The organism is Streptosporangium becharense (assembly GCF_014204985.1).
Lineage (GTDB): Bacteria > Actinomycetota > Actinomycetes > Streptosporangiales > Streptosporangiaceae > Streptosporangium > Streptosporangium becharense.
In genome coordinates this window covers 6,754,803-6,781,517 of the sequence record NZ_JACHMP010000001.1, presented here as the reverse complement: position 1 = coordinate 6,781,517, position 26,715 = coordinate 6,754,803, and the positions used below count along the sequence as shown (strand labels likewise).

The 26,715-nt window shown below is 71.5% G+C and carries 18 protein-coding genes; 3 read left to right on the top strand and 15 right to left on the bottom strand.

Going from position 1 to position 26,715, the window contains the following annotated elements; all coding sequences use genetic code 11:
* Positions 1-36: 36 nt before the first annotated feature.
* The 7 genes from F4562_RS36505 to F4562_RS29450 form a co-directional block, all read right to left on the bottom strand.
* A complete protein-coding gene (locus F4562_RS36505) occupies positions 37-1,572 on the bottom strand; it encodes an FGGY-family carbohydrate kinase (protein ID WP_184539668.1) in 1,536 nt (511 codons plus the stop codon).
* Complete coding sequence (locus F4562_RS29475; protein ID WP_184539666.1) at positions 1,569-3,224, bottom strand: glycerol-3-phosphate dehydrogenase/oxidase; 1,656 nt, start codon at positions 3,222-3,224, stop codon at positions 1,569-1,571. Before F4562_RS29475 ends, F4562_RS36505 begins: the two co-directional genes overlap by 4 nt.
* Positions 3,225-3,308: 84 nt before the next feature.
* Positions 3,309-4,187, bottom strand: coding sequence for a 3-hydroxy-5-phosphonooxypentane-2,4-dione thiolase (lsrF, locus tag F4562_RS29470; protein ID WP_184539664.1), 879 nt, complete (start codon positions 4,185-4,187; stop codon positions 3,309-3,311).
* Positions 4,180-5,196 (bottom strand): ABC transporter permease, encoded by a 1,017-nt coding sequence (locus F4562_RS29465; protein ID WP_184539662.1) that lies wholly within the window; start codon positions 5,194-5,196, stop codon positions 4,180-4,182. The genes lsrF and F4562_RS29465 overlap by 8 nt, the downstream gene beginning before the upstream one ends.
* A 49-nt stretch (positions 5,197-5,245) precedes the next feature.
* A complete protein-coding gene (locus tag F4562_RS29460; RefSeq protein WP_184539660.1) occupies positions 5,246-6,205 on the bottom strand; it encodes an ABC transporter permease in 960 nt (319 codons plus the stop codon).
* Positions 6,198-7,862, bottom strand: a complete 1,665-nt coding sequence (locus F4562_RS29455) for a sugar ABC transporter ATP-binding protein (RefSeq protein WP_246473598.1) — start codon at positions 7,860-7,862, stop codon at positions 6,198-6,200. The genes F4562_RS29460 and F4562_RS29455 overlap by 8 nt, the downstream gene beginning before the upstream one ends.
* Positions 7,863-7,887: 25 nt before the next feature.
* The gene (locus F4562_RS29450) at positions 7,888-9,066 is read right to left on the bottom strand and encodes an ABC transporter substrate-binding protein (protein WP_311733873.1); all 1,179 of its coding nucleotides are present in this window, start codon (positions 9,064-9,066) and stop codon (positions 7,888-7,890) included.
* A gap of 229 nt (positions 9,067-9,295) precedes the next feature.
* Here F4562_RS29450 and F4562_RS29445 point away from each other — a divergent pair, with 229 nt between their 5' ends.
* Positions 9,296-10,033 (top strand): GntR family transcriptional regulator, encoded by a 738-nt coding sequence (locus F4562_RS29445; protein ID WP_184540722.1) that lies wholly within the window; start codon positions 9,296-9,298, stop codon positions 10,031-10,033.
* 85 nt (positions 10,034-10,118) lie between these two features.
* Here F4562_RS29445 and F4562_RS29440 read toward each other — a convergent pair whose 3' ends face one another.
* From F4562_RS29440 to F4562_RS29425, 4 genes are all read right to left on the bottom strand, one after another.
* The gene (locus F4562_RS29440; protein WP_184539658.1) at positions 10,119-10,541 is read right to left on the bottom strand and encodes a type II toxin-antitoxin system VapC family toxin; all 423 of its coding nucleotides are present in this window, start codon (positions 10,539-10,541) and stop codon (positions 10,119-10,121) included.
* Positions 10,541-10,792 (bottom strand): type II toxin-antitoxin system Phd/YefM family antitoxin, encoded by a 252-nt coding sequence (locus F4562_RS29435; RefSeq protein WP_184539656.1) that lies wholly within the window; start codon positions 10,790-10,792, stop codon positions 10,541-10,543. The genes F4562_RS29440 and F4562_RS29435 overlap by 1 nt, the downstream gene beginning before the upstream one ends.
* Positions 10,793-11,146: 354 nt before the next feature.
* Positions 11,147-17,581, bottom strand: a complete 6,435-nt coding sequence (locus F4562_RS29430) for a PKD domain-containing protein (RefSeq protein ID WP_184854800.1) — start codon at positions 17,579-17,581, stop codon at positions 11,147-11,149.
* A gap of 852 nt (positions 17,582-18,433) precedes the next feature.
* On the bottom strand, positions 18,434-18,940 hold the full coding sequence (locus F4562_RS29425) for a GNAT family N-acetyltransferase (protein ID WP_184547916.1): 507 nt from the start codon (positions 18,938-18,940) through the stop codon (positions 18,434-18,436).
* 222 nt (positions 18,941-19,162) lie between these two features.
* Between F4562_RS29425 and F4562_RS29420 the strand changes: the two genes are divergently transcribed.
* Both F4562_RS29420 and F4562_RS29415 read left to right on the top strand, forming a co-directional pair.
* A complete protein-coding gene (locus F4562_RS29420) occupies positions 19,163-20,380 on the top strand; it encodes an FAD-dependent oxidoreductase (protein WP_184547925.1) in 1,218 nt (405 codons plus the stop codon).
* A 65-nt stretch (positions 20,381-20,445) separates the two neighbouring features.
* On the top strand, positions 20,446-21,777 hold the full coding sequence (locus F4562_RS29415) for a class II 3-deoxy-7-phosphoheptulonate synthase (RefSeq protein ID WP_184547927.1): 1,332 nt from the start codon (positions 20,446-20,448) through the stop codon (positions 21,775-21,777).
* Positions 21,778-21,937: 160 nt separating this feature from the next.
* Here the strand turns inward: F4562_RS29415 and F4562_RS29410 are convergent, their stop codons facing one another.
* From F4562_RS29410 to F4562_RS29395, 4 genes are all read right to left on the bottom strand, one after another.
* A complete protein-coding gene (locus tag F4562_RS29410) occupies positions 21,938-23,224 on the bottom strand; it encodes an MFS transporter (protein ID WP_184547929.1) in 1,287 nt (428 codons plus the stop codon).
* Between the two features lie 115 nt (positions 23,225-23,339).
* Complete coding sequence (locus F4562_RS29405; protein ID WP_184547931.1) at positions 23,340-23,510, bottom strand: hypothetical protein; 171 nt, start codon at positions 23,508-23,510, stop codon at positions 23,340-23,342.
* Positions 23,511-23,607: 97 nt separating this feature from the next.
* The gene (trxA, locus tag F4562_RS29400; protein WP_184547933.1) at positions 23,608-23,979 is read right to left on the bottom strand and encodes a thioredoxin; all 372 of its coding nucleotides are present in this window, start codon (positions 23,977-23,979) and stop codon (positions 23,608-23,610) included.
* A gap of 199 nt (positions 23,980-24,178) precedes the next feature.
* Positions 24,179-26,569 carry an ExeM/NucH family extracellular endonuclease gene (locus F4562_RS29395; RefSeq protein WP_184547935.1) on the bottom strand — a complete coding sequence of 797 codons (2,391 nt, stop codon included), beginning with the start codon at positions 26,567-26,569 and terminating at the stop codon, positions 24,179-24,181.
* Positions 26,570-26,715 lie beyond the last annotated feature (146 nt).

Sequence of the window (26,715 nt, the reverse complement as noted above, 5' to 3'; positions counted from 1 at the left end):
CCGGCGCGACGGTCGTGCGTCCCGACGGCTCCGGTGTCACCCGTCCGTGCCGGGACCGCTGGTGCGGTACCGCTCGATCTCCGACCACGCCGACGCCATGCCGGCCAGGCACCGGTCGAAGGTCTCGGAGTGCCGGAGGTAGGCGGCCCGGTCCGGGCCGGGCCGCACGCACAGGTCGTCCTCGTCGCTCACCGACCAGGGCCGGACGTCGTGGCCGAGCGCGGCGGGCAGCAGTGAGGCGACCCCGCGCGCACCCAGCTCGGTGGTGAGCTGGCGGCGGACCGGGCGGCCCAGCACGTCGGCGAAGATCTGTGCCCAGACCTCCGAGCGGGCGCCGCCGCCGGCCAGCCGCCAGGGGCGGTCCCCGATGTCGGCCCCGCTGGCCAGGACCCGGTCGAGCTGGACCCGGTGGTACTGGGCGACGCCCTCGATGACCGCGCGGGTGAGGTGCCCGCGCCGGTGCATGCCGCAGATGCCGAGGAAGGTCCCCGACGCGGCGGGGTGTTCGGGGGCTCCGTTGACGAAGGGCAGGAACATCAGGCCGTCCGCACCCGGGGGCACGCCGGCCGCCTCCCGCAGCAGGTCCGCCGCGGGAACACCGCCGGCCTGGGCGTGCGGCACCGCCGTGGACGCCAGCCATTCGAGGTTGGCGGCCGACGTCGGCGCGACCTCCATGGCCAGCATCGTGGCGGCGTCGGGCATCAGCGCGCTCAGCGTGACCTCCGGCGCCGGGGTGCGGGCGGGCACCACGACCCCGTTGATGGCCCACGTCCCGACGATGATCGTCACGTCTCCGGGGTCCCGTCCCCCGGCGCCGAGCGTCGCCGCCACGCAGTCCATGCACCCCGCGATCACCGGCAGCCCCTCGGGAAGGCCGGTGATCGCCGCGACCCGGGCGGTCAGCCCGCCGACCACGTCGCCGGACCGCCGCAGCGGGGGGAACCGGTCGAGGTCCGCGGCCGGCAGTCCCACCAGTTCCAGCGCCGTCGCGCTGTAGGAACGGGTGTCCAGCGCCACCAGGCCGAAGGCGCTGGCGTCGCTGAGATCGGCGCTCGCGACGCCGGTGAGCTGCGAGGTGACCCAGTCCTTGCAGGACAGGGCCCACCGGGTGGCCCGGTAGGCCTCCGGCTCGGTGTCGTGCAGCCAGCGCAGGAGCACCGCGGGCTGGGCCGCCCACGGGATGGAGCCGGTCTCCTCGGCCAGCCGCCGGGCCTGCTCCGCCGGGATGGCGTCCACGATGTGCTGGGCCCGGCTGTCCGACGACGCGATGGCGGGCCCGACCGGCCGCAGCGAGGCGTCGACCGGGTACAGGCCGTTGCCGTGGGCCGCCACGCCGATGCCGGCCGGCGTGTAGCCGTCGGCGGCCAGCTTCCCGGCGAGCTCGCCGAGCAGCGAGACGACCGTGTCGGCCAGGGCGGGCATGTCGACGTCGTGCCGGTGCGCGGTCACGCTGGTCCGGGGTGTGCGCGCGTGGACGACGCCGAGCTCCCGTCCCTCGCTGTCGAAGGCCGCGGCCTTGGAGGCCGTGAGGCCGATGTCGACGCCGATGTAACACGTGCTCGGGGCTGTCACGAGGCCCTCCTGTCACTGCCGGGGGGTGTCGCCGAGGCGGCGAGGATCCGGGGCCGGAAGCGCCGCAGCTCGGCTTCGTAGCCGGCGAGCTCGGCACGGGCCCGCCCGGCGTCCCAGCCGGCGTGGCGCACCGCGACGTCCGCGCAGGCCGCCGCCGCGTCCAGGCCCATGTCGGCGCCGAGACCGACAAGCATACGTCGCAGCAGTATGTCACCCAATGTGACGGCCCCCTCCTCGCGTACCGCCACGACCACTTCGGCGGCGATCGCGCCGGTCTCCTCGTGCACGACCTCGGCGAGCTCGGGGTCGGCGACGGCGAGGTCGAGAACCCTGCGTGCCCGTACACCGTAGACGTCGAGGAGCCGGCGCGACTGCGCGGCGGTGAGCGGCGAGGAGCGCATGAAGTCCTCGGCGAAGGCCGGCCAGTCGGCGGTGTCGGCGCCCGGGAACGCCCGGGAACGGGTGAGGCACCGCCGCGGCCCGCGTCCGAGCAGCCGCAGCACCTCGTCGGTGACGTCCTCGGCGAGCGCGCGGTGGGTCGTCAGCTTGCCGCCGACCACCGTGAGCAGCCCCGCGTGGGCGGGGGCGTGGCTGTGCACCGTGTGCCCGCGACTGATCTTGGCGTTGTCCGACACCCCCTCGGTGTAGGGCAGGGGGCGGATGCCGGCCACGCTGTACAGCACGTCGCCGGGGGTGAGGCCGGCGCCGGGGAAGATCCGGTTGGTCTCGGTGAGCAGGTAGTCGATCTCGGCGTCGCTGGCGACGACCTCGTCGAGGTCGCCCTCGTAGGTCAGGTCGGTGCTTCCCAGCACGTACCGGCCGGCCCAGGGGAAGACGAAGATCGGCCGGTGGTCGGCCGCGGCCTCGAAGAAGATGCAGGTGTCGGGTGCTCCGGGGAACGGGTCGACGACGACGTGGCTGCCCTTGGTGCCGCCGTTGAGGCGCCGGCTGGCCACCTGCCCGTCGAGGATCCTGTCGATCCACGGGCCGGCCGCGTTCACCGTCATGGCGGCCCGGATCTCCGCCGGCTCGCCGGACCGGTTGTCCTCGATCCGTATCCCGGCGACGCGGCCGCCCTCGGTCAGCAACCCGGTGACCGTCGTGTGGGTGAGCACCCGCGCGCCGAGCCGCCGGGCGTCGAGGAACAGCTCCACGCAGAGCCGTTCGGCCCACGGCACCTGCGCGTCGCGGAACAGCACCGCCCCGCGGAGCCCGCGGGTCGACAGGGCGGGCCACCGCCGGGCCACCGCGCGGGCGGGCAGGCCGCGGCTGCGTCCCCGCTGCCGGCCCGCGGCCAGCACGTCGAACGCCACCAGGCCGAGGCGGATCAGCGGGCCGGGCCTGCTGTCGCCCGCGTAGAAGGGGATGAGCATCGGGTAGTCGTGGACGAGGTGCGGGGCGTTGCGGAAGAGAAGGTGCCGCTCGCGGATGGATTCCCGCACGAGCTTGAAGTCGTAGCGTTCGAGATACTTCAGGCCGCCGTGGATCAGGCGGCTCGACGTGCTCGACGTGCCCGAGCCGAGGTCGGCTCGGTCGACGACGACGACGCGCAGCCCGCGGGCGGCGGCGTCCCGGGCGATGGCGAGCCCGTTGACGCCGGCTCCGATGACGGCGAGGTCGACGTCCTCGGGGCCGGCTTGGTGGTGCGGCATGGGAGCTCCCGGAGGTGGCGGGGGCGGGCCCGGCGGTCTCGCGCCGGAACCCGCCCCCTTCGGAGGAGGGGTCAGGACGCTGCGTTACCGGCCGAGGCTCTCCCGGAAGAGCTCGTGGGCCTCCTCGGGCTTGGCGCCGTCGTGCACGACGGCGCGGACCGCCGCGAGCATGCCGGCCGGGCTCTCGCTCTGGAAGATGTTGCGGCCCATGTCGACGCCGGCGGCCCCCTCCTGGATGGAGCGGTAGGCCATCGTCAGGGCGTCCAGCTCGGGCAGTTTCTTCCCGCCCGCGACGATGATCGGCACCGGGCAGCTCGCGGTGACGGTCTCGAAGCCCTCCTCGACGTAGTACGTCTTGACGATGTGCGCACCCATCTCCGCGCTGATCCGGGTGGCCAGGCGGAAGTACCGGGCGTCGCGGACCATGTCCTTGCCGACCGCGGTGACGCCGAGCACGGCGACGCCGTGCCGCTGACCCGCGTCGACGAGGGCGGCCAGGTTCGCCACCGACCGCGACTCGTGCTCTCCGCCGATGAACACCTGGATGGCCAGGGCCGCGGCGTTGAGCCGCAGGGCGTCCTCGATGTCGAGGGCGATGTGCTCGTCCGACAGCTCGCGCAGGATGCTCGGGCCGCCGCTGGCGCGCAGGACGATCCCGGCGCCGCTGTGCGGGGGGATGCTCGTGCGCAGCGCACCCCGGGTCATCATGATCGCGTCTGCGGCGGGCACCAGCGGGGCGATGTTGACGTCCAGGCGTTCGAGCCCGGCCATCGGCCCGACGAAGTATCCGTGGTCGAACGCCAGCATGACGGTCCGGCCGGTGTCCGGCCTGAAGATGCGCGAGAGGCGGTTCTGCAGGCCCCAGTCCTGCGCGTGGGCGCCCTTGACGTGGAAGCCTCCGGCCGTCACGGCCGGGGCCGCCCCGAAGTCGCGGGCGTCGAGCAGACCGTCGGTGTCAGCCATGGGTGTCGTCTCCTGAGGTTGTGATGGTCGCGGCCGCCGGACGCGGCCGTCGTCTGAAGAGGGGGGGCGTGTCGGCGGCGCGACCACCCCCACCGGCGAGGAAGAGGACCAGGAGCACCAGACCGCCCTTGAGGAGGTTCTGCGCCGCGGTGCTCCAGCCCACGAGGTTGACCAGGCCGTCGAGCAGGATGAAGAAGAGCGCCGCACCCCAGACGCCGACGGGCACGGCCCGCCCGCCGGAGATGAGCGTCCCGCCGATGACGACCACGGCCACCGAGTCGAGCAGGTAGCGGGTGCCCAGGTCCGCGGAGGGTGCGATGTAGGCGGCCAGCAGCGAGCCGGTCAGGCCGGCCAGCGCGCCGCTCGCCAGGTACGTCGTCGCGATGATCCTGGCGACGGGGACGCCGGCGCGCTCGGCGGCCCGGCGGTTCTGCCCGACCGCGATCAGCGACCGACCGTAGACCGTGCGCCGCAGCACCGCGATGACCAGCGCGGTCACGGCCGCGACGGCCACCGCGAGGAGCGGCACGCCCGCCGGTCGCACGTTGAGCAGCTGCCGCAGCCCCGGATCCGGCACGGCGGCGAAGCCGTCGGCCAGCGAGAGCGTGGCCGAGGAGGCGACGAGCCCGGCAGCCAGCGTGGCGATGATCGGCGGGACGGACAGGCCGAGGATCGCCACGGTGCTGACCGCGGCGACGGCGAGGCCCACGCCGACGCCCGCGGCGACTCCCGCGACCGCCGAGCCGGTGGACGCGGCCGCCGCGACCGAGACGAACCCGGCGAGGGAGATCACCGGCGCGACGGAGACGTCGATGTTGCCGGGCCCCGCGGTGATGACGAGCATCTGGCCGAGCCCGACGACGACCAGGTAGGGCGCCAGCGAGAGGGCGAGGGAGACCGTCTGGCCGCCGCCCTGACCGGAGATGGCCAGGATGGTCAGCCAGACGAGCACCGCCGCGACGAAGCTCCAGAGCCACGGACGCGTGCCGAGCGCACGGATGTTGTTCATCGAATCTCCTTGAGCGTGGAGAACGTCGCCTTCGGGCGTGCCGGGGAGGTCACCGCAGCACCTTCCCGACCACCACGCGGCCGGCGAGCACGGCCAGGACGATCACGCCCTGGACGGCCGACTGCATGTTGGTGGGCACGTCGAGCAGGCTGAGGACCACGCTGACCAGGCCGAGGGTCACGCCGCCGATCGCCACCCCCCAGGGCACGGCGCCGCCGCCCTGGAAGGACCCGCCGCCGAGGATCACCGCCGCCACCGTCATGAGGGTGTAACCGGAGGCCGACGACACGTCCCCGCCGCCGGTCTGGGAGGCCAGGACGAGACCGGACAGCACGCCGAGCGCGCCGGCGGTGGCGTAGGCGGCGGCGCGGGCCGCCAGCGGACGCAGCCCGGCGCGCTCCAGCGCCACCGGGTTGCTGCCCAGGCCGCGCATCCGGACGCCGGCGGTGCTGCGCACGGTCAGGAGGTAGACCAGCGCGGCGACGAGGAGGATCGGCAGCAGCGGTGCCGGGAACCCCTCCGGCTGCCACGCGCCGAAGGACGCCAGCCACTGCGGGGTCGTCCCGCCGGGGGTCGGCAGGATGAACATGCCCAGGCCGAGCCAGACGAATGACGCGCCGAGCGTGGCGATGAGCGACGGCACCCGGCGCAGGTGGACGAGGGTGCCGAGGACGGCGTATGCGGCGACGAGCCCGAGGAGGATCAGGCCGCCGACGAGCGGGGACGACACCAGGCTGGTCGCCGAGACCACGGTGACCAGGCCGACGAAGTTGCCGATTCCCAGGTCGATGTCGCCGACCGACATCAGCGTCATCTGGGCCTGGGCCGCGATGACCAGGGGAACGGTCGCCGACAGGACCAGCGAGAGGCCGGCCACGGTCAGGACGTCCGACTGCAGCGACGCGCAGACGATGATCATGGCGACCATGGCGGCGGCGCTGACCACGGCCGGGGCGGTCCGGCGCATCCGTGCCCGGCTCGGCAGGGCGGGGGCGAGAAGTTCAGCCACGGCTCGGCACCCCGTCCCGCCGACCCGGCGTCCCGCCGTCACGACCGGCTGTCCCGTCGTCACGACCGGACGCCCCGCCGTCACGACCGGCTGTCCCGCCCTCATGACCGGACGCCTCGTCGGCCTCGGCGAACGAGACGGCGATGATCCGTTCCTCGGAGATCTCCTCGCCGGTGAGCTCGGCCACCACCCGCCCGGCGCGCAGGACGTAGACCCGGTCGCAGTGGACCATCTCCGCGTTCTCGCTGGAATACCAGACGACGCTCCGGCCCCGCGCCGCCTCCTGGCGGATGAGCTGGTAGAGGTCGGTCTTGGTGTGCACGTCGACGCCCCGGAAGGGGTCGTCGAGCAGGACGAGGTCGGCGGCGGAGGCGAACGCGCGGGCGACGATGACCTTCTGCTGGTTGCCGCCGCTGAGCTCGGTCATCGCCGCGTCCGGGCCGCCCCGGATCGCCAGGCGCTCGACCCAGTCCCGCACCGCCGCGCGCTCCTGCGCGGGGCGGCGCACACCCCGGCGGGCGATCCCCCGCATCGCGGTCACGATGAGGTTCTCCGCGACGCTCCACAGCGGCAGGACCCCGGAGCGCTGCCGGTCGCCCGGCACGTACGCGCGGGTGCCGTGCACGCTGGTGTCGCGCCGCGCGGGCCGCCACAGGCGTTCGAGCACCTCCTGCTGGCCCTGACCCGCCAGCCCGGCCAGGCCGACGACCTCACCGGCGCCGACCCGTACGGAGACCTCGCGCAGCCCGGGACCGGTGGCCCCGCGCAGCTCCGCCATCACCGGGCGGTCGCCGGAGGCGCCCGCGGCGGCCACGGCCCGCTCGTCCCCGGTCCGCTCGGCGACCTGGGCGCCCATCAGGGTGAGCACGTCGTGCTCGCCCAGCCCGGCCGCGGGACGTTCGGCGATGACGGCCCCGTCCCGCAGGACGGCGACGCGGTCGGCCACCGAGAGGACCTCGCGGATGCGGTGCGAGATGAGCAGGACGGCGACCCCGCGGGCGGTGAGGTCGCGGACGTAGGCGTACAGCGAGCGCGCCGCGTCCGGCCCGAGGGACTCGGTGGGCTCGTCGAGGATCAGCAGGTCGAGCCGGTCGCACAGGCTGGCCCGGACGATCTCCACCATCTGGCGCTGGGCGAGGGAGAGGTCCTCGATCCTGTCGCGGGCCGTCACGCCGTGCCCGGGGAACATCTCGTCGAGCCGGCGCCGCGCGGCGTCACCGGCCGCCCGCCGCCACCTCAGCCGCGGCAGGCTACGGCGCGAGGACACCCAGATGTTCTCCGCGACCGTGAGGTCGGGGCAGAGCGACGTCTCCTGGTAGGCCATCCGCACCCCGCGGAACGCCTCGGCCCGCGGCCCGGTCCCGTCGGGCACCTCCTGACCGCGGACCGCGACCGTGCCCTCGTCGCAGGCTTCGAGTCCGGCGAGGACACGCATCAGGGTGCTCTTGCCGGCGCCGTTGTGGCCGACGAGGCCGAGCACCTCGCCGGCGCCGACCTCCAGGTCCACCCCGGTGAGCGCGCGGGTGCGCCCGTACGTCTTGGTCACGCCCCTCGCGGTGACGACGGGCCGCCGCTCCGGGGCTCCCCGGCCCGTCCCCCGCGGGGCGGCGGAGGGGCCGGGGGTGAAGTTGTCGACGTGCATCACGAGATCTCCCATGTGCTTCTCCCGGTGCTTCTCCCGGTCAGCCGGCGGCCGTCGGGATCGGCGGACGGACCGGCTCGCCACCGGTCTGCACGGCCTTCACCTGCTGACGGAACAGCTCACGCGTCCAGGGCCAGGCGGCGTACTCGTCGGGCTTGAGCGCTCCGGCCCACGCGTCGCGGTCCTTCTGCTCGATGAGGACGATCGGGAAGGTCATGCGCTTGGGGATGTCGCGCTTCTCCAGCAGGTCGAGCGCCTCCCACAGCGCGGCGACCGACTGCCCGGGGTCGGACATGACGGCCACCGAGCCGTTGTCGATCTTGTTGTCCTTCCAGTAGTTCAGCGCGCGGCCGTTGGTCTCGAACGTCACGGCGGGCACGGGCTTGCCCGCCGTGGCGAACGCCTGGGCGACGCCGTATCCGTCTCCGCAGCCGATGACCCCGTCGATCTTCGACACGCTGGAGAGCACGCCGAGCACGGCCTTCTGGGCAGTGGCGCCGTCGCACATCCCCGTCACCGTGGCGGCGGTCTTCACGCCGGGGTACTCGCCGAGGATCTTCTTGGTGGTGTCGAACATCTCGGCCTCGGGCTGCGAGCCGACGACGCCCCGGCTGACGATGACATCGCCCTTGCCGCCGATGCCCTCCAGCAGCGGCTTGGCGGCGTGCGTGGCCCAGTCGACGAAACTGTTCTGCAGCACGTAGGCGCACTCGGAGTCGATCGCGGAGTCGAAGACCACGACGGTGACTCCGGCGGAGCACGCCTGCTGGATGACCGGCTTGAGCGCGGTGGGCGAGGCCGGGTCGATGAGCAGGGCGTCCGGCTTCTGGAGCAGGAGGCTCTTGATCTGGGCGACCTGTTCCGTCGCCGAGTTCTCCCCCGGCGCGTTGACGACCTTGTACTTGCTGATCAGGCCGTCGGCCTGGGCCTGCTTGGCGGCCGCCTCGAACTTGGCGATCATCGTCTGGCGCCAGCCGTTGCCGATGAAGCCGTTGCTCAGGGCGATGAACGGCTTGTCTCCGCTCGACTCCTTGGCGCTGGTGTCGGCTCCGGAGCCGCCGGAGCCGCAGCCCGCGGCCAGGACCGCGAGGGCGGTCAGCGACGCCGCGGAGGCCGCACGCCAGGGCCGGGATGTGGGACGGGTACGCATCATGGTCTCCAGGAAGAGAGAGCAGGTCCGCCGGAGCGGTGGGAGCAGGGCCGCGAACTCATCGCTCACAGGCGGCGGGGCGGCGTAGTCATTACAGGCCTGTAGTGACAGGTACGCTAAGTCGGCGTTACCTGAGTGTCAAGGGTCACTGTCTTTGGGTAACAAACCAGTTATATGGCGGGTGATCTCCACGACGGGTCTGGCAACCTGTCACTACAAGGTTGCTATCCTGTAGTGACAGGTCTGCTCGCATGGCATGCTTTTCTCGACGCTGCCGTCCAAGGAGGTTCCCGTGACGATGACGTATCCGCGCCTCAACCGCGACGGGGCCGAACCGTTGTGGATGCAGATGATGCGGGCGTTACGCACGCAGATCGAAAGTGGCGAGCTGGGCCCGGACCAGCCGCTGCCGTCCGAGGCCGACCTCAGCGACATGTTCGGCGTCTCCCGCACCGTCGTCAGGGAGGCCCTGCGCGAGCTCGTGCAGCAGAAGCTGATCTATAAGGTCAAGGGACGCGGCGCCTTCGTCTCACCGCGCAAGACCGAGGTACGGTTCATCGGCTCGATGTCCGGCTCCGCCGACGACCTGCGGGAGTCGGGCCGCCGGGTGACGACCCAGACCATCGGTCAGTCGCTCGGCGAGGCCGACGAACGCGAGGCCGCCCTGCTGCGGATCCCCCAGGGGGAACAGGTCGTCAGGCTGCGCAGGCTCCGCCGCGTCGACGGGCGGCCGTGGCTGCTCGTCGACACCGCCCTGCCCGCGCGCCTGGTGCCGGGCCTGGAGCGCGCCGTGCTGGAGAACCAGTCGCTGTACGACGTGCTGCGACGGCGGTACGGGATCGAACCGGCCGCCGCCGACCGGTGGATCGAGGCCGTCTTCCCCGACCCCGAGGACGCCGAACTGCTCGAGGTATCCGCCTCGACGCCGCTGCTCGGCATCGAGTCGGTCGCGTGGACAGGCGACAACACCCGCTTCGAGGCTTACTACGCGCTCCACCGCAGCGACCAGACCCGGTTCTACGTCGGCATCCGCTGACCGAGCCCGTCCCACGGCCGGGTTCCGGGCCCCTTCACCGCACGGGACCCGTCCGGCATCCGGGCTCGGTGGCCTGCGGTTCCCGTCAACGCGGCGGCTCGAAGGGGTTGACCACTGACACGCCCGTCCCTTCGAAGTCCTTGACGTTCCTGCTCACCAGGGTCCACCCGTTCACCCTCGCCGTCGCGGCGATCAGAGCGTCCATCGTCGGGAGCGGGCGGATGGCGTTCAATCGTCCCCATTCCTCCGCCACCTCGGGGGTGACGGGAATGATGCGATCTCTGAACTGTCGGTGAAGCGCGTGTAACCAGCGTTCCAGAACCGTCGCCTGCACGGGATCGCTGCGCCTGCGGAGCTCCACCCCGCAGCGGATCTCACCCACCGTCAGACTGCTGAGATAAAGCGTGGGCCCGTGAGCCCCGCTGACCCAGCCCCTGACATTCGGGCTTCCGTTCCGTTTGCGCACCTCAGAGACTACGTTCGTGTCAAGCAGGTAGCCGACGCCCATCAGTCGAACTCCACCTCTCGGGGAAGGTCCCGGTTCCGGGGGAAGTCAACGTCGTCCTCCCAGTCAGGGTTGGAGAGAAGGAACCGCCGGAAATCCGGGGCCGCCTCCTTGAGACGGCGATACTCGGCGATGTCGATGACCACGGCCACCTCCTCCCCATGTCGGGTGACCACCTGCGGGCCTTCGCTCACCGCCCGCCGCACGACCTCACTGAAGCGCTGCTTCGCCTCCTGAACCTGCCACCCGGCCATGACGACCTCCTATCTAGTCTGTCTAGATCGAGAGTAGGCCAATGTAAGATCACACACAGCGATAAAGGCCATACTCCATGCGACGGCGACTCCTTCTCCAGGGGCGTCTGGCGGCCGGAGGACACCGGCCGGGGCGACCGCTCTTCCGACGGCGGTCGACGCGAAGCCCCCTCCGGGCGGCATGCGACACGCCCACCGTCGGACCCGGAACCCGGCCGTGGCACACGGCCCCTTCCGGAAGCGGCGGACCACGCCGGTCCCGGACAACAGGCCGTCAGGAGGCGGGCCGAATGCCCGCGGGCTCGCACCTGGATGGTGCGAGCCCGCGGAGTTCTCACTTGCGGCTGACTGCGGTTAGTCGCGGCCGCTGACGCGGACGGTGCCGGTCACGGACGGTGCCGGGCCGGTGCGCTGGTTGTCGTAGACCAGCCCGCCGTCCTTGCCCCACGCCCTCAACCGGAACCGGTCGGTGTGCGGATCCGACGCCGTGATCTCGAAGGTGACCTCGGTGGTGTCGTTGACCCGGCCGGTGCCGCGCAGGGTCGCCGTGCCGTCCGCCGCGGCGAGCACCGTGTAGGCGGTGTGCCGCAGCGTGAACCCGGGGGCGTCGTAGCGCAGCTCACCGGTGGGCGCGCCGCCCTGCGACGGGTAGCCGGCGGTGACGGCGAAGGCCGCCTTGCCCGCCGCCTCGCACGCCGCGCTCAGCCGGCACGAACCCGCCGGTGACGCCACCTGGCCCTCACCGCTCAGCGACCCGGCCCTGGCCAGGACGAGCACGTGGGCCTTCTTGGCGGTGGTGGAGGCGCCGTCGTCGTCGGTCACCGTCACCGTGACCGGGTAACGCCCGGGCTTGGTGAAGGTGTGCGTGCCGATGGTGCTCCCCTTGCCCTCGTGCCCGGCCAGGGCACCGGCGACCTTGTGGCCGTCGACGGTCCAGGTGCCCGTGTGGGTGTCGGCGGTGCCCGGATCGGTGAAGGACGCCTTCAGCGTGACCGGGACGCCCACCGCGGCGACGGTGTCGGCGGCCGGCTCCTCCAGCTTCACCTCGGGGGCGGCACCGGCGGCCTTGACCTTCAGCCGAGCGGTGCCGGTGGCGCCCCTGTCGTCGGTGACCGTCACCGTGACCGTGCGCTCACCGTCGTCGGTGAACACGTGCTCCAGCTTCAGCCGCGTGCCGTCCACGGGCAGCACCCGGGGGCCGGTGCCGTCGCCGTAATCGACGGTCGCCGTCCACGCCTTCGACCCGGGGTCGCTCAGCGACCCGGACGCCTTCCAGGCGGTGCCCTCGGTGACCTTCCCGGGTCCCGACAGCGTCACCTCGGGCGCCTGGTTCGGCGTCTGCCCGGTGACGACGGTGGCGGTGAAGACCACCGAGGTCTGCAGGCCGCCGTTGTCGCGTACCGTCACCACGACCGGATACCTGCCCGCGCTCGCCCACCGGTGCTCCAGAGTGATCTGCGCACCCTGGGCAGTGACCGCCACCGGGCCGGTGCCGTCGCCGTAGTCCACGCTCGCCGTCCAGGACGCGGAGCCGGGGTCGGACACCGGCACCACCCGCTGGAGCTTCTCGTTCACCGTCAGCTCCACGTCGGTGCCCGCGGCCGCCACCGGGGCGGTGTTGGCGGCCGGGGCGGCCGCGATGACGTAGCGGATGCCGTCGCTGTAGCCGGTGTCGCCCTTGCTGTCGGTGACCATCACCGCGGCGACCCCCTCGGAGGGGGCCCTGAACGTCCCGGTCACGGTGACGGTGCCGCCGCCGCCTTCGGCCTTCGGCGTCACCTCGACCTTGCTGGTGGGCTCGAAGTCACCCAATTCCACCCCCCACCAGACCTCGGCGGTGTGGGTGTCGGCCGGGTCGCCGTCGCTGAACGGCACGGTCAGCGTGAACGGCTGTCCCACCACGCCCGTCAACGGGCCCGCGGGAGTGTCGACCTGCGGGACGGCGTTGGATTCCTTCCCCTGGCCGGTCAGGGTCGTCACATACGACGGCTGGTCCCCGCCGGTGGTGACGGTGAGCTTCCCGCTGGCCGCTCCCACCTGGGTCGGGGCGAAGCTCACCCACATCAGGCACGTCTTGCCCGCCTCGAGCGTCGCGCCGGCGGCGGGGCAGTCGTTGGTCTGCGTGAAGGGGCCCTCGGTCTTGATGGCGGTGATCTTCATGGGGTCGCTGCTCCGGTTGGTCAGCTTCACCTCCGTCGGGTAGGCGCTGCTCGTGCCCACCCGGACGGGATCGAAGGTGATCGCGGTGCGGTTCAGCGCGTGCCGGACGGTGGCGGTGGCCTCGGCCCTGTTGTTGCCTCTGGCGGGGTCGGTCACGTCCAGGGTGTGCGCCGTCGCCGAGGTCTTGACCTCGACACCGTCGCCGGCGCCGGCGGGGATGGTGGCGGTCACCGTGACGGTGGCGCTCCCGCCCGGCTCCAGGACCTTGACCGTGTTGCGGAACCCGCCGCCGCTCTTGAACGGGGTGCACAGACCCCGCGAGGTCTCACACACTCCCCCCGAGAACGCGGGAACGACCATGTCCAGCTGGACGCCGGTCGCGGTGTCGGGACCCTTGTTGGTCACGGTGCTGGTCCACGTGACGCTCGCGCCCGGGCCGAACTCGGCCGAGGAGACCTTGTGCGTGACCTCCAGATCCGCCCGCGGGGCGGACGGGGTCAGCAGGTAAGCCCGCTCCCCCTGTGAGCCGGTCCCGTCCTTGATGAAACCGCGCGCCAGGATCTGGCCCGAGGAGTTGACGTCCGCCACCGAGATCAGGCGCATGCAGGGCACCGCCCCCTCGGCGCACGCGGGCAGGGGAAGCAGGTCCTGCAGGTTGTAGCGCCGCTCCTGCAGCCACACGACCGGCGTGTCGTTCTGCTGACCGGTGAAACCGGCCACCAGGCCGTGGTCGTTGACGGCGTACGCCCTGCCCTCACCCAGGTCGGTGCGCCGGCCGTCCTGCCAGGTGTAGGCATGCGTGGTGAGCTTCCCGTCGGTGTCGCACATCGCCTCGCCGACCGCCAGGCCGCCGGCGTTGACGTCATGGGCGACGCCGCCCTCGCGCGTGCACTCGGGGATCTCCAGCGGCGTGGTCACCCCGTCGTGGTGAACGGCCGGGCCCCACCCGGTGGCTTTACCGGAAGGGTCCTGCTCCTTGACATAGGCACCGGCGGCCATCCCCCGGTCGTTGATCCGGCCGCCCCCGACGCTGCTGGTGTATAGCGGGGTGTCGGGCAGCCGCCGGAACTCCCTGCCGTTCCATATCCAGTGGTAGCCGTCGCTGCCGTCCCACTTGCCGATACGGCCGAGCACCTGACCGGTGTCGTTCAGGCCCACCGCGGCACTGGACGTCGACGCGTCGTCGCTGGAATGCAGGTCCGTGACCGACCCGCCGCGGTAGACCACCGCGTGCTCGCGCAGCACGTCGTTCTGCCACTTCTCGGCCCAGCCGGCCACGTCGCCGGCCTCGTTGATGTCCGTGGCGCCCGACGGGCAGCGGGCCTTGCCCGACCCCTCGCACGACAGGCCGCCCAGGTCGGTGAACACACCGTCCTGCCAGCGCACGGCCCGCCGGTCATCGCCCCTTCCCACCGTGGCGGCGACCTGACCGTGGTCGTTCAGCGCGACCGGCTCGGTCTGATCGGCGGTGTAGCCGGGCAACGCGCCAAGCTCGGTCACCGTGTAGGAGCCGAACCTGGCCTGCACCGTGTGCGGGCCGTCCATGACGACGGTCAGCGCACCCGGACCCCGCTCCTGGCCGTCGATCACCCATCCGATCAGGATGCGTCCGGCCTCGGGGGTCGCGGTCAGCGTCACCTCGGTCCCGGCCCGGTACTTCTCCTGCGCCGGCGACGCCGACACCGACCCGCCCGGCCCGGCCGACAGCGTCAGCTCGAACTCACGGGTGTCCGGCTTGGCCACCTTCACCGCCGCGAGCGTGGTCCGCACACCCTTGGCCGTCTCGGCCAGGACCGTGACGGGATACGCGCCATCGGCCAACTCGTCGGTCACCACACCGTACGTGCCGTCGTCGGTGGCACCGTCCCCGCTGTTGCCGTCGTCCTTCAGCGTCAGCTCCTTGCGGGTGCCGTCCCCCAGGGTCAGCGTGGCCCGCACCGGAACCCCGGTGACCGGCTGCTCACCGTCGACGACGGCAGCCGTCACCGTGGCCTTGCCGTCCTCCGCCACCGCGGTCGTGGCCGTCACCGTCACCGGGTTACCGGCGACCCAGGCGGCCAGAGCGGCCTGGACCGGCTCGGCGCCGGTGTTGGTGATCTCCAGCTTCCACGCCCCCGCCTGCGGGGCGGCCACGTTCAGCCCTTGGACGACCTCCTTGGCCTCCTCGCTGCCCGCCGCGTACTGCGCGGCCGGCTGCCCGGCCGGGTCGCGCAGCAGCAGCCCCACCGTCTCCGGCAGCGCTGCGATGACGCCGAACGCCGTGCCCTGCGGCACGTCCAGCGGCACGATCGCCGTCTTGCCCGCCTCCACCGTGACCTCGGGGAAGGCGAACATCGAATCCGCATCACCGGCACCGGCGGCCGCGGCCGTGGCCTTGGTCTTGGCCTTCTTGTCCCCGGTCGTGGGAGCCGTCCCCCGCAGCCCAGGCACGTCCTCCGAGCCACCGGCCAGCAGCGACGCGAGCCGCGGCTTGACGTAGTCGTTGAACGCCTCCTGCGAGCCGGTCATGCTCGTGTGGCGGATCTTCATGGTGGGGGTGTCCGTGAGGTCACCCCGAGCGCTCCAAGTCGGCACGAACAGATCACTGTCGACAGGGGTACCCGGAGGCTCGGGAACCGGCTTCCCCTTGACATTGGTCCCGCAGAGCAACGGGTAGCCGTTGCCCACGAGGTTGGAGACCCGCACGCCCTTCAGGTTCTTGGTCTTCGGGTTGAACTCCTCCTGCATGAACTCCGTGGTGTTCTCCCACGTGGCCGGATACCAGGGAACCCCCACGTTCGCCCCGTTCGCCCACTGCACGATCATGTCGGCGCAAGGGCTTCCCTGGTTCGGGGTGCCCATCTCGATCAGCTGGTTCACCACCGGCTTGTCCTCGACCTGCCCCATCCCACGGGCGATGTACTCCCGGCTGATCGTCCCGCCCATGGAGTGGGCGACGATGTTCACCCGCCAGGCGTTCTCGAACTGCCGCATATATTCGACCGCCTCGCCCAGCATGGAGGCGTTCAACGGCAGAGGGTAGGTCATCGTCTGCGGAGCCTCGTTGAAGCCGGTGACGAAGGTGCTGATCGCGCTTCCTCTCAGCAGCGGATGCGCGGCCTTCAGGAAGGTCTCGTACTTGCCCCAGGTGTGCGCGCCACTCCTCCAGCCGTGCACCAGCGCCACGGGCATCGGCCGGATGACGATCGGCTTGGTGTCCTTGCTCTCATCCTGGACACCGTTGAGGACCCGGGCGGTCACCGAGCGGTTCGAATACGGTTCACCGTTGCGCCAGGCGAGGCCTTCGGTGTCCCAGGCCACCTGCTTGGTGACGGTCTCCCCCGCGGGGATGGTCAGCCCGAACCTGCCGTTGCGCACGACCTTCCCGGTCCCGTCCTCGACCACCTCCAGCGTCCGGTACACCGGAATGACGTTGGGGTTGTGAAGCGTGACGGTGGCGCGGACCTTGTTGCCCTCGACCGTCCCCTTCTCCGGTACCGGAACCCAGTTCGTGGAGGGGTAGAGTCGCGTCTCCAGGTCGAACGACTCGATCCGGGGCTTGCCGAGCTTCAGGTCGAGCAGGAAGGCGTGGTCCCCCGTGGTGTTGCCGTACCGGCCGACGACGGCGATCTGGCCCAGGTCGTTGATACCGGTGGCGCCCCTGAGGGTCACGTCATGGCCCGCGGCCCGCACCATGTCGGTCAGGTCGATGCCCTTACCGCCCACGTAAAGAGCGGCTCGCCGCGCGCCGTCGGCGGCGAACATCACCCCCGCGCCGACATCGGCGTCATTGATCGCATACACGATGCCGCCGTGGGGGGTGTTCTGCAGATGAAGTTCGTCATTATCCTCCCAGATGGCAGGGATCTCACCACCGTCCGCTTTTTTCACGTAGCCGGCGACCTGATTGCGGTTGTTGACGTCGAAGGCTTGAGTCTCCTGGTATGTGGCGTCGCCGCTCAGGAAGTCTCGCGAGAGGTTTATGGTTTCGTTGGGCTCGGTACGGAAGGCACGAAGCTTCTTGGTTGCCGGATCGGGGTCCATGTCGGCTATGCCAACGACCGAACCGGACTCGTTCAGCGCGTAGGCGTCTATGAACTGATCGGGGAACGCCTCGAGCCTCAGGATGGAACCGTCGGGATCACGGATCCATCCGAAGCCCGCGACCTGCCCCCGATTGTTGATCGAGGTACCGTAAAGCAGGCCCAAACGGGTCGCCTTGCCGTCCTTGTAGATGAAGGTATCGGCATAGGGCTCTCCTCCCTGGGCGGCGACGCGACCGACCACCGTGCCGTCATCGCTGACATCCTCGGCGATGCTTCCCCTGCCCGGGTTGCCGAGGGCCGCGTGAATGTCCACAGAGGACCCGCCGGAGAACAGCACGGCGTTGTTCACACCGGTGCCCGCGTTCCAAACGTAGCCGGCGACCTGGCCCTTGCTGTTGATCTTTCCGAGGTTGCCGTCGGGGGTGTTGAGGGCGCCGAGATGAGTGAGCTGGAGCTCGGGGGGTTCCTCCGCGCTCTTCTGGGACGGCGCCGGCGCGGACGCGGCGATCGCGGACGTGGGAGGTGCGAGGGAGCCGACCACCACGGCGGACAGCACGGGAAGTGCTATCCGCCGCGCGAAAGTGCGGCTGAATAACCAGGACAAGAAAGGATCTCCGAAGGTGAAGCCGTGCACCGGGCACGGCGTGAAGATGTCGAGCGGGACTTCGTCGTGGGGCCGGAGGGCTCTCGATCGCGTACATGGCCGTGGCCGGCACCGGCGTGTCCGTCATTCGAGGCGGGACGTCTCGGATCGCGGCCATGGACTTGCGTGCGGATCGGGCGCCGGGCCTGTCGGTCCTGGTTCGCGCGTTCGCCGGGCGAGGATCGCCTGACCGGCCGACATGCGCGAAGAGGGCGGGAGCACCGCCCTCGCAGAACCACGGATTTCGGTGACGCGTTCGCGTCTTCCCCCGGGGTGCGGATCCCGGCGGGGGCGAAGCGGATCCCCTTCGACAGAGAGGAAGCTTTATACCTTGCAGACGTTAACCGGAATGCCTCACCTGAGCTTGATACAGACCCCCTTTCGGAGGTCTCCGTGCGGGACCGTTGATCGATGAGATCGGCTTAGGGTGACAAACCATCCTTGTGGATCGTTTGAGCCGCTTGTGATGAACTGTTGCGCCTTGACGTCGCAGGCCGTTACCTCATCAGGAATCACCGGACGTCCGCGTACGACCTCGCGGGATCGCCCTCGTGGCCGCCGGCGAGCGCGACCCGATGGATTCACGTCTCGCCGACCGGTGATCGTCTCCGTAGGTGGAAGCCCGAGAATTCAGAACCCCCCGAACAGGGGTGAAGAATGTCCGCGCGGATTCGGACGCGGCGGGATGTGCGGTCGTCACGCGTCGACCGGCCGGGCGACGCGTGACGACCGATGGCGCACATCGGGGCCGCGGGCGACGGCCGGATCGGATCGGGTGTCCAGTGACCGCCGGACGACGGCCGGATCGGGTGTCTAGCGGGGTGCGGTGAGGCGGAACATCTCCGCCTCCAGGCCGAAGAAGCGGTCGGTCCGGCCGAGCGGGGTCATCCCCAGCCTGCGGCAGACGGCCAGGGACGCCTCGTTGTCCGGCTTGACGAGCGCGAGCACCTCCGCCAGGCCGGCGGCGAAACCGCGCTCCACCGCACCCCGGGCCGCCTCGGTGGCGTAGCCGTTGCCCCAGGAGTCGGGGTGCAGGTGCCAGCCGACCTCGACCTCGCCGTCTCCCCCGGGGATCGGGCGGAACAGCACGGTCCCGGCGGCGACGCCGGTCTCCCGCACCTGCACGGCCCAGGAGCCGAAGCGCCCGTCGGCCTCGTGCATGGCCCGCCAGCGCTCCACCGCCGGGGCCGCCTCGAACGTGAAGGGTGGCAGCCAGCGCAGGATCTCGTCGCGGGTGTAGATGTCGGTCAGCCGGTCGAGGTCGGCCTGGTCGGCGGTCCAGCGGCGGACGACCAGCCGCTCGGTCTCGTAGACGGTCATGGCCCCACCGTCTCCCATCCGGTCCGGACGCGCGTCCCCCTCGGGGCGGATTCCCCCGGGTACGGCATCCGCGGCTCCGCCCGGGACGCGACGTCCACGCCTCCCGCCGGAACGCGGCACCCGCGCCTCCGGCCGCGACACGGCATCCGCCGATTCCGCCGACCCGGGTCGCCCCTTTCCATCGCGGGCGTCTCGTGCAATAATTTCAACAGGTGATGAATTATGACTCAAAGCACATGCGTGATCGCCGGGGGCGGCCCGGCGGGGGCCATGCTGGCACTGCTGCTGGCCAGGGCCGGCGTCCAGGTGACGCTGCTGGAGAAGCACGCCGACTTCCTGCGCGACTTCAGGGGCGACACCATCCACCCCTCCACCCTCCAGATCCTCGACGAGCTGGGGCTGGCGGAGGAGTTCCACCGGATGCCGCACCGCAAGGTCGACAAACTGACACTGAAGACCGACGACTCCACGACCCGGATCGCCGACCTGTCGCGGCTGCCGGGCAAGTACCGGTACATAGCCTTCGTCCCGCAGTGGGATTTCCTCAACCTGCTGACGGAGGCCGCCGGGCGCCACCCGAACTTCCGTCTCGTCATGGAGGCCGAGGTGCACGGGGTGATCCGCGAGGGCGACGCGGTGCGCGGGGTCCGCTACCGCGACCCGTCGGGCGAGCACGAGTTGCGCGCCGATCTCACCGTGGCCGCCGACGGCCGCCACTCCGACGTGCGCCGGGCCGCCGGGCTCGTCCCGGTGGAGCACGGGGCCCCGATGGACGTGGTCTGGTTCCGCCTGCCGCGCCGTTCCGACGACCCGGACGGGACGTTCCTGCGGGTCTCCGCGGGGCACCTGATGGTGTCGATCAACCGCGAGAGCTACTGGCAGCTCGCGTACGTCATCCCCAAGGGCGGGTTCGACGACCTGCGCTCCCGGGGTATCGAGGCGCTGCGCGAACCGGTCGCGCGGCTGCTGCCGCACCTGGCGGACCGGGTGGATCTGATCGTCGGGTTCGAGGACGTCAGCGTGCTGTCGGTCGCGCTCAACCGGCTGCGCCGCTGGCACCGGCCGGGGCTGCTGGTCATCGGCGACGCCGCGCACGCCATGTCGCCGGTCTTCGGCGTCGGCATCAACCTGGCCGTCCAGGACGCGGTCGCCGCCGCCAACCTGCTGGGCGGTCCGCTCGCGGCCGGGGCGGAGATCCCCGAGTCGCTGCTGGCGCGGGTCCAGCGCCGGCGCGTCCCGCCCACGGTGGTCACCCAGTTCGCCCAGCGCGCGGTGCAGAACCTGCTGATCCGCCCGGCCCTGTCGGCGCGCTCCCGGCCGGTGCGGATGCCGCACGACCTGACCCGGGTGCCGGTGCTCGCCCCGCTGGCCCGGCGTTTCGTCGGTCTGGGGGTCCTGCCGGAGCACGTCGAGAGCCCGGTTTTCTCCCACCCGGTATGAAGACCTTCTCACTCCGTGGACATCGAGGTCGGATAGCGGACCAGGTTGCAATAGCCTGGTATGTCGTGAGCATCAACCTCGATTCCTGGCGGGAGCTGCCTGCGGCGCAGCAGCCCGAGTGGCCCGACCGCGGCGAGCTGGACAAGGTCGTCACCGAGCTGAAGGGGTTGCCGCCCCTGGTGTTCGCCGGAGAGTGTGACAACCTCAAGGCGGACCTGGCGGCGGTGACCCGCGGCGAGGCGTTCGTCCTTCAGGGTGGCGACTGCGCGGAGACCTTCGCCGGCGCCACCGCGGCCGACGTGCGCAACAAGCTCAAGACGCTGCTGCAGATGGCGATCGTGCTCACCTACGCGGCCAAGGTCCCCGTGGTGAAGATCGGCCGGATGGCCGGGCAGTTCGCCAAGCCGCGTTCGAAGAACACCGAGATCCGCGAGGGTGTCGAGCTCCCCGCCTATCGGGGTGACATGGTCAACGGCTTCGAGTTCACCCCCGGGGCCCGGGTGCCCGACCCCGGCCGGCTGCTGCGCGCGTACCATTCCTCGGCGGTGACGCTGAACCTGGTCCGCGCGTTCACCAAGGGCGGCTACGCCGACCTGCGCCAGGTGCACGCCTGGAACCAGGACTTCGTGCTGGAGTCGCCGGCCGGCAAGCGCTACGAGCAGCTGGCCCGCGAGATCGACCAGGCGCTGGCGTTCATGCGTGCCTGCGGGGCCGATCCCGAGGAGTTCCACACCGTGGAGTTCTACTCCTCGCACGAGGCTCTGATCCTCGACTACGACCACGCGCTCACCCGCATCGACTCGCGCACCGGCCGGCCGTACGACGTCTCGGCGCACATGGTCTGGATCGGTGAGCGCACCCGCCAGCTCGACGGCGCGCACGTGGAGTTCTTCTCCCGCATCCAGAACCCGATCGGCGTCAAGCTGGGCCCGACGACCTCCGCGGAGGACGCCCTCGCGCTGTTCCACAAGCTCAACCCCGAGAACGAGGCCGGGCGCCTGACGTTCATCACCCGGATGGGCGCCGGGAAGATCCGCGACCACCTGCCCGAGCTGGTGGAGAAGGTGACCGCGAGCGGGGCCCAGGTGGCCTGGATCTGCGACCCGATGCACGGCAACACCTTCGAGGCGCCCAGCGGGCACAAGACCCGCCGCCTGGACGACGTCCTGAACGAGGTGGCGGGCTTCTTCGAGGTGCACCGCGCGCTCGGCACCCACCCGGGCGGCGTGCACATCGAGTTCACCGGCGACGACGTCACCGAGTGCGTGGGCGGCGGGGCCGAGATCGTCGAGGACGACCTCGCGCTGCGCTACGAGACCGCCTGCGACCCGCGCCTGAACCGCGGCCAGTCGCTGGACCTGGCCTTCCGGGTCGCCGAGCTGTACCGCTCGGTCTGACCGGCCGTCCGGCCCCTCCCCCGTTCCCGCCTCCGTTCACCGGGCGGGAACGGGACAGGGAGGAGCCTCCCGCCTCGTTCTCCAGGACGACCTGACGGTCACGAGGGTCCCGGGTGTCGGCCGCAGGTGAGCGTTCATCCGGACGGCGGTCCGCCTGCGGTCAGGCCTGGCGCCGGTCGGCCAGGACCCGGGCGAGGATGACGGTGACGAGGCCGGCGAGCACGACGCTGAGCAGGCCCACGCGCAGGCTGACGAGGTCGGCGACGAACCCGACGAGGGGTGGGGACAGCAGGAATCCTCCCCGCAGCAGCCAGCTGACGATGGTCAGGCCGGTGCCGTCGGGAAGCCCGGGGAGTTCGTCCGCGGCGTGCATGGCTGCGGGGACGAGGGTGGCGACACCGAGGCCGGCGAGGGCGAAGCCGGCCAGCGCGGTGCCCACGGTGGGGACGGCAAGGGCGGCGCCCATGCCGACGGTGGCGAGGGCTCCTCCGGCGCGGACGACGGTGCGCTGGCCGAAGCGGTCAACGGCGCGGTCGCCGGTGAGACGGCCGACGGTCATGGCGACCTGCAGCGCCACGAAGGCCAGGCCGGCGGTGGCGGCATCGGTACGCAGGTCACCGCTGAGGTAGATGGCACCCCAGGACGCGCCGGCGTCCTCGACGAGTGCGCCACAGGCGGCGAGCACACCGAGCGCGGCGAGCATCCGCGCGGTCGAGCCGGCGAAGGCGCGCCGGCCCGCGTCATGGGCGGCCGGAGCGGCCGGGTGGCCGTCGGCGGCGGGGTCACGGGTCGCGGCGGGGTCGTGGTCCGCACCCGGGACGCGGGTCACGGCGGGACGTTCGGCGTCTTCCGGCCCGGGGAGCAGGAACCGGTAGGCGACGAGGGCGACGACGCCGAACAGCGCCGTGGAGACGCTCAGGTGTATCGCGAGGGGGACGCGGAGGCCGGCGGCGGCCGAGCCCATCAGGCCGCCCAGGACGGCGCCGATGCTCCACACGCCGTGGAAGGAGTTGACGATGGACCGGCCGTAGAGGCGCTGCACCCGCAGGCCGTGCGCGTTCTGCGCGACGTCCACGACGGCGTCCAGTGCGCCGATGACGAACAGCACGGCGCCGAACGCGATCCCGTTCGACGCGAACGGGATGACGAACGTCGCGACGGCGAGCAGCACGACCCCGAGCGCCGCCACCCGTGAGGAGCGGAACCGGCGGATCGCGGCGGCCGCGAGGAGCCCGGCCAGCAGCGCGCCGAGCGGAAGCGCGGCCAGCGCGGCGCCGAGGACGGCGTTGCTCAGGCCGAGGTCGGCCTTGATCTGCGGGTATCGCGGTACGACGTTGGCGAACAGGGCGCCGTTGGTGAGGAACAACGCGGCGACGGCGACGCGGGCCAGACGCGTCTGCCGCGTGGACTCGACGGACGCGGTGGGGGACGCGGTGGCAGCGGACATCGGTGATTCCGATCGCGTGGTGACAGGGGGAGGTGTAAGCACAGGCGGTGGCTTCGGCGCAGGTGGCGGCTTCGGCGCAGGTGGCGGAGGACGGCGTGGCGGATCTGCTCGGGCGTCATCGGGTCGGCCGGCGGAGCGCTGTGCAGCACGGGCCCACCTCCTCGGCCGCCGCGGCGGGGGCCTGGGCGGCACCCGGCCACTCGTCGAAGACGCGGGTCGCCGATTCGGCGTGCCGGGTGAACGCCTCGGCGAGCACCTGGTCCGGAGACGCGAAGTGGCAGGTCATCGCCCCCGTCCGGGCGGCGGACCGCTCCTGCGGCCTTCCCCGCGCGCCGTCGTACGGCGGGCGGGGGCCGCGTGCCGGGGCCTCGGGATCCGGGGCCTCAGCCCTTCTGCACACCCAGCTCGTTGGCCAGCTCGGCGCGGATGGCCTCCATGTCGAGCGCGCGAACCTGGCCGATCAGGTCTTCCAGGGCCGGGGCGGGCAACGCGCCGGGCTGGGCGAAGACCACGATGCCGTCACGGATGGCCATGACCGTCGGGATCGAGGTGATCTCGAAGCCCTGGGCCAGCGCCTGCTCGGCCTCGGTGTCGATCTTGCCGAACTTGATGTCGGCGTGCTTCTCCGACGCCTTCTCGAAGATCGGTCCGAAGGTGCGGCACGGCCCGCACCAGGCCGCCCAGAAGTCCAGCAGGACGATCCCCTCGTCGGCGATCTCGTTGAAGTTCTTCTCGGTTACCTCGATGGTCGCCACCGGTGGCTCCTCTTGTCTCTCACTCCTGTACGCGTGGCATAACCAGTTCCCCGCCCTGGGCATTCCATCCCGTGCCCGGCCTACCGGACGCGGCCGGATTCCCGTCGGCCCCGGAGAGCCTTCCGGGGCCGACGGGAGCGGGATCGCCGTCGCGTGATGGGGACCGGCCCGGCGCGCAGGCCGGGCCGGCCCGCCACGGCTAGCGTCCGCCGGGAATGGTGAGGCCGACGATCACGGGGTCGTGGTCGGAGGAGCGGAACGCGTCGGGCCGGTAGAGGCCCGGCGGGTTGTACTCGGTGTTGTAGTCGGTGATCCGGCTCTCGTCGGAGTTGATGTGCCAGATCGTCGCACCGGTGACGCGCTTGAGCAGCTGCTTGCCGACCATGGCGTGGTCGAGCTCACCGCTCAGGCCGTCGAACAGGTAGCTGTAGCGCAGCGGCGCGGGGACGAACTTCTTCGTCACGCTGGACAGGCCGCCGGCCTCCAGGGTGTCGATCGGGTCCTCCTCGCCGTAGGCGTTGAGGTCGCCGAGCACCATCGGGTTGGGCAGCTCAAGGCTGTCGATCAGGCCGAGTGTCGCCTTCGACTGGAGGATGCGCCGGGCGTTGTAGCAGCTCTGGCCGTCGCCCTGGTCGGTGTCCGGGCCGGTGGCGTCGTCGCAGCGCTTGGACTTGAAGTGGTTGACCATCACGGTGAAGGGCTGGCCGCCCTTGACGCGGCGGAAGGTCTGGATCAGCGGGGGGCGGCTGAAGACCGGGTCGGTCGACGACTGGGTGGCGCCCACCAGCCGGAGCTTGGCCGGCTTGTAGATCATCGATACCTGGACCACGTCGGTGCCGGGGTGCGGGTGGGCGAGCGCCGCGTAGGTGCCCGCGCCGACCTCGGCGTTGAGCGCGTCGACGAGGGCCTGGACCGCGGTCTGCCCGTTGTTCTCCACCTCCATGAGGCCGACCACGTCGGCGTTGATGCCCTTCAGGGCGGCGACCAGCTTGGCGAGCTGGCGCTGCTGCTCCTCGGGGGTGGTGGCGCCGCGTGAGCCGACGGTGGTGAACCAGTTGAGGGTGTTGAAGCTGGCCACCTTGACGTTCCCGACGACCGGGAGCGGCACGGGCAGCCGCGGGTTGAGCGGCAGGAACCTGATCTGCTTGGTGGGCTGGAGGCGGTACTTGCCGAACCCGTAGCCCACCACCCCGGTGACGCCCACCGCGGTGTCGCCCAGGCGGACGACGCGCGGGTCGGTGTAGGGGATCGTCTGCGGGTTCTCCGCGGAGGAGCCGTCGTCGACGAGCAGGCTGCGCCGGGCGTTCAGCTCGGCGCTGACGCCGGGCCGGTCGGTCGGCTGGTACAGGCGCCCCTCGGAGGAGACCGTGACCTCGCCGTAGCGGCCGAGGTTGTAGTGGTCGGTGACGGTCAGCGGCTCGGGGAAGGTGACGAGCATGCTCTCGACGGGTTCGAAGGTCGCACCCTCGGCGCGCGGCAGGCTCTGCCGGGTGGGCGTGACGGTGCCCGTGCCGCAGACGTCCACCGCGGTCACCGGGGACAGCTCGGTCCAGCCGTTGAACTCCACGACCTTGCCGGTGACCAGCACCCGGTCGCCGACCTTGACGTCCTTGAAGGAGCTGCGGGCGAAGGCGAACAGGCCGTCGGAGGTCGCCGGGTCGGCGTCCGGGGTCGGGTCCTGGAGGAAGAAGCCGCTGAGCTGGTTCGTCGCCTGGAAGTCGCCGGTCACCACGCCCTCGACACGGACGGTCTTGCCGACCAGCGGGCTGGCGTCCCCGTTCCCCTGGACCTCGGCGATCTGGTGGGTGGCCGGGATCTGGCACGGCTCGCCCGTGGGCGTCGGCGTGGGCTCCACCGTCGGGGTGACCGTCGGCGTGGGCGTGGGCTCCACGGTCGGGGTGACCGTCGGCGTCGGCGAGGGCTCGCCGCCGCAGGGAGCGGGGGCGGTGGCCCGGTTGCGCGGCGCGGGAGCCCCGGTCTCCACGTCCGCGCCGTTGACGTCGGTGTCGGCGCAGCCGTGGTCCTTGCGCAGCCCCGCCGTGGTGGGCGACAGGCCCGGGGCGGCGGTGCCCTCGTAGTAGTTCGCGGTGCCGTACCCGACGAGGTCGGCGATCAGCGCCGTCTGCTCCGGTGTGCAGGCGGTGGAGCCGCCGTTGCACGCCAGGCCGTCGGCGGAGCGGACGAGGACCGCCTTGCCGGCGCTGCCGCTCATGTTGATCGTTCCAACGGTGTCCGGTGCGGGCAGCGCGGCGCCGTTGGCCCCGCCCGCCAGCTGCACCAGGTGGTACTGGCCGGGGGCGAGGGTGCCGGACAGCGGCACGACCGGGTTCGCGGCGAAGTTCCCGGTGCCGGTGGCACTGGTGTACTGGACGGACCAGCCGTCCAGGGCGACGGGCGCGGAGCTGCGGTTGAACAGTTCGACGAAGTCATGGGTGAACGGCGCACCGTTACCGCCGCCTCCGCCGTAGACCTGACTGATGACGACGGTGCCCGGCTCGGCCAGGGCCGGGGCTGAGATGAGGGCCGTGACGCCGGTGGCGGTGACGCCAACGGCGGCGAGGGCGGCGAACGCCCGCGATAAAGCACGCATGACCGGGAGCGTAGAGCCCAATTGATCTAACCACACTTACCTATGGGTGGATAGGAAGTGAAATCGGCGAATCTTGACAGTTCATGTCTATCCAGGGCCGCCAGATATGGCTTTCCTTGACCTGGAAGTCAGTGCGATCGTGCCGT

Excerpts from the sequence above, each read along its gene's own strand:
- F4562_RS29475 (WP_184539666.1), bottom strand. The coding sequence starts at position 3,224 with ATGCCGCACCACCAAGCCGGCCCCGAGGACGTCGACCTCGCCGTCATC.
- lsrF (WP_184539664.1), bottom strand. The coding sequence starts at position 4,187 with ATGGCTGACACCGACGGTCTGCTCGACGCCCGCGACTTCGGGGCGGCC.
- F4562_RS29465 (WP_184539662.1), bottom strand. The coding sequence starts at position 5,196 with ATGAACAACATCCGTGCGCTCGGCACGCGTCCGTGGCTCTGGAGCTTC.
- F4562_RS29455 (WP_246473598.1), bottom strand. The coding sequence starts at position 7,862 with ATGGGAGATCTCGTGATGCACGTCGACAACTTCACCCCCGGCCCCTCC.
- F4562_RS29445 (WP_184540722.1), top strand. The coding sequence starts at position 9,296 with ATGACGTATCCGCGCCTCAACCGCGACGGGGCCGAACCGTTGTGGATG.
- F4562_RS29440 (WP_184539658.1), bottom strand. The coding sequence starts at position 10,541 with ATGGGCGTCGGCTACCTGCTTGACACGAACGTAGTCTCTGAGGTGCGC.
- F4562_RS29435 (WP_184539656.1), bottom strand. The coding sequence starts at position 10,792 with ATGGCCGGGTGGCAGGTTCAGGAGGCGAAGCAGCGCTTCAGTGAGGTC.
- F4562_RS29425 (WP_184547916.1), bottom strand. The coding sequence starts at position 18,940 with ATGACCGTCTACGAGACCGAGCGGCTGGTCGTCCGCCGCTGGACCGCC.
- F4562_RS29420 (WP_184547925.1), top strand. The coding sequence starts at position 19,163 with ATGACTCAAAGCACATGCGTGATCGCCGGGGGCGGCCCGGCGGGGGCC.
- F4562_RS29410 (WP_184547929.1), bottom strand. The coding sequence starts at position 23,224 with ATGTCCGCTGCCACCGCGTCCCCCACCGCGTCCGTCGAGTCCACGCGG.
- F4562_RS29405 (WP_184547931.1), bottom strand. The coding sequence starts at position 23,510 with ATGACCTGCCACTTCGCGTCTCCGGACCAGGTGCTCGCCGAGGCGTTC.
- F4562_RS29395 (WP_184547935.1), bottom strand. The coding sequence starts at position 26,569 with ATGCGTGCTTTATCGCGGGCGTTCGCCGCCCTCGCCGCCGTTGGCGTC.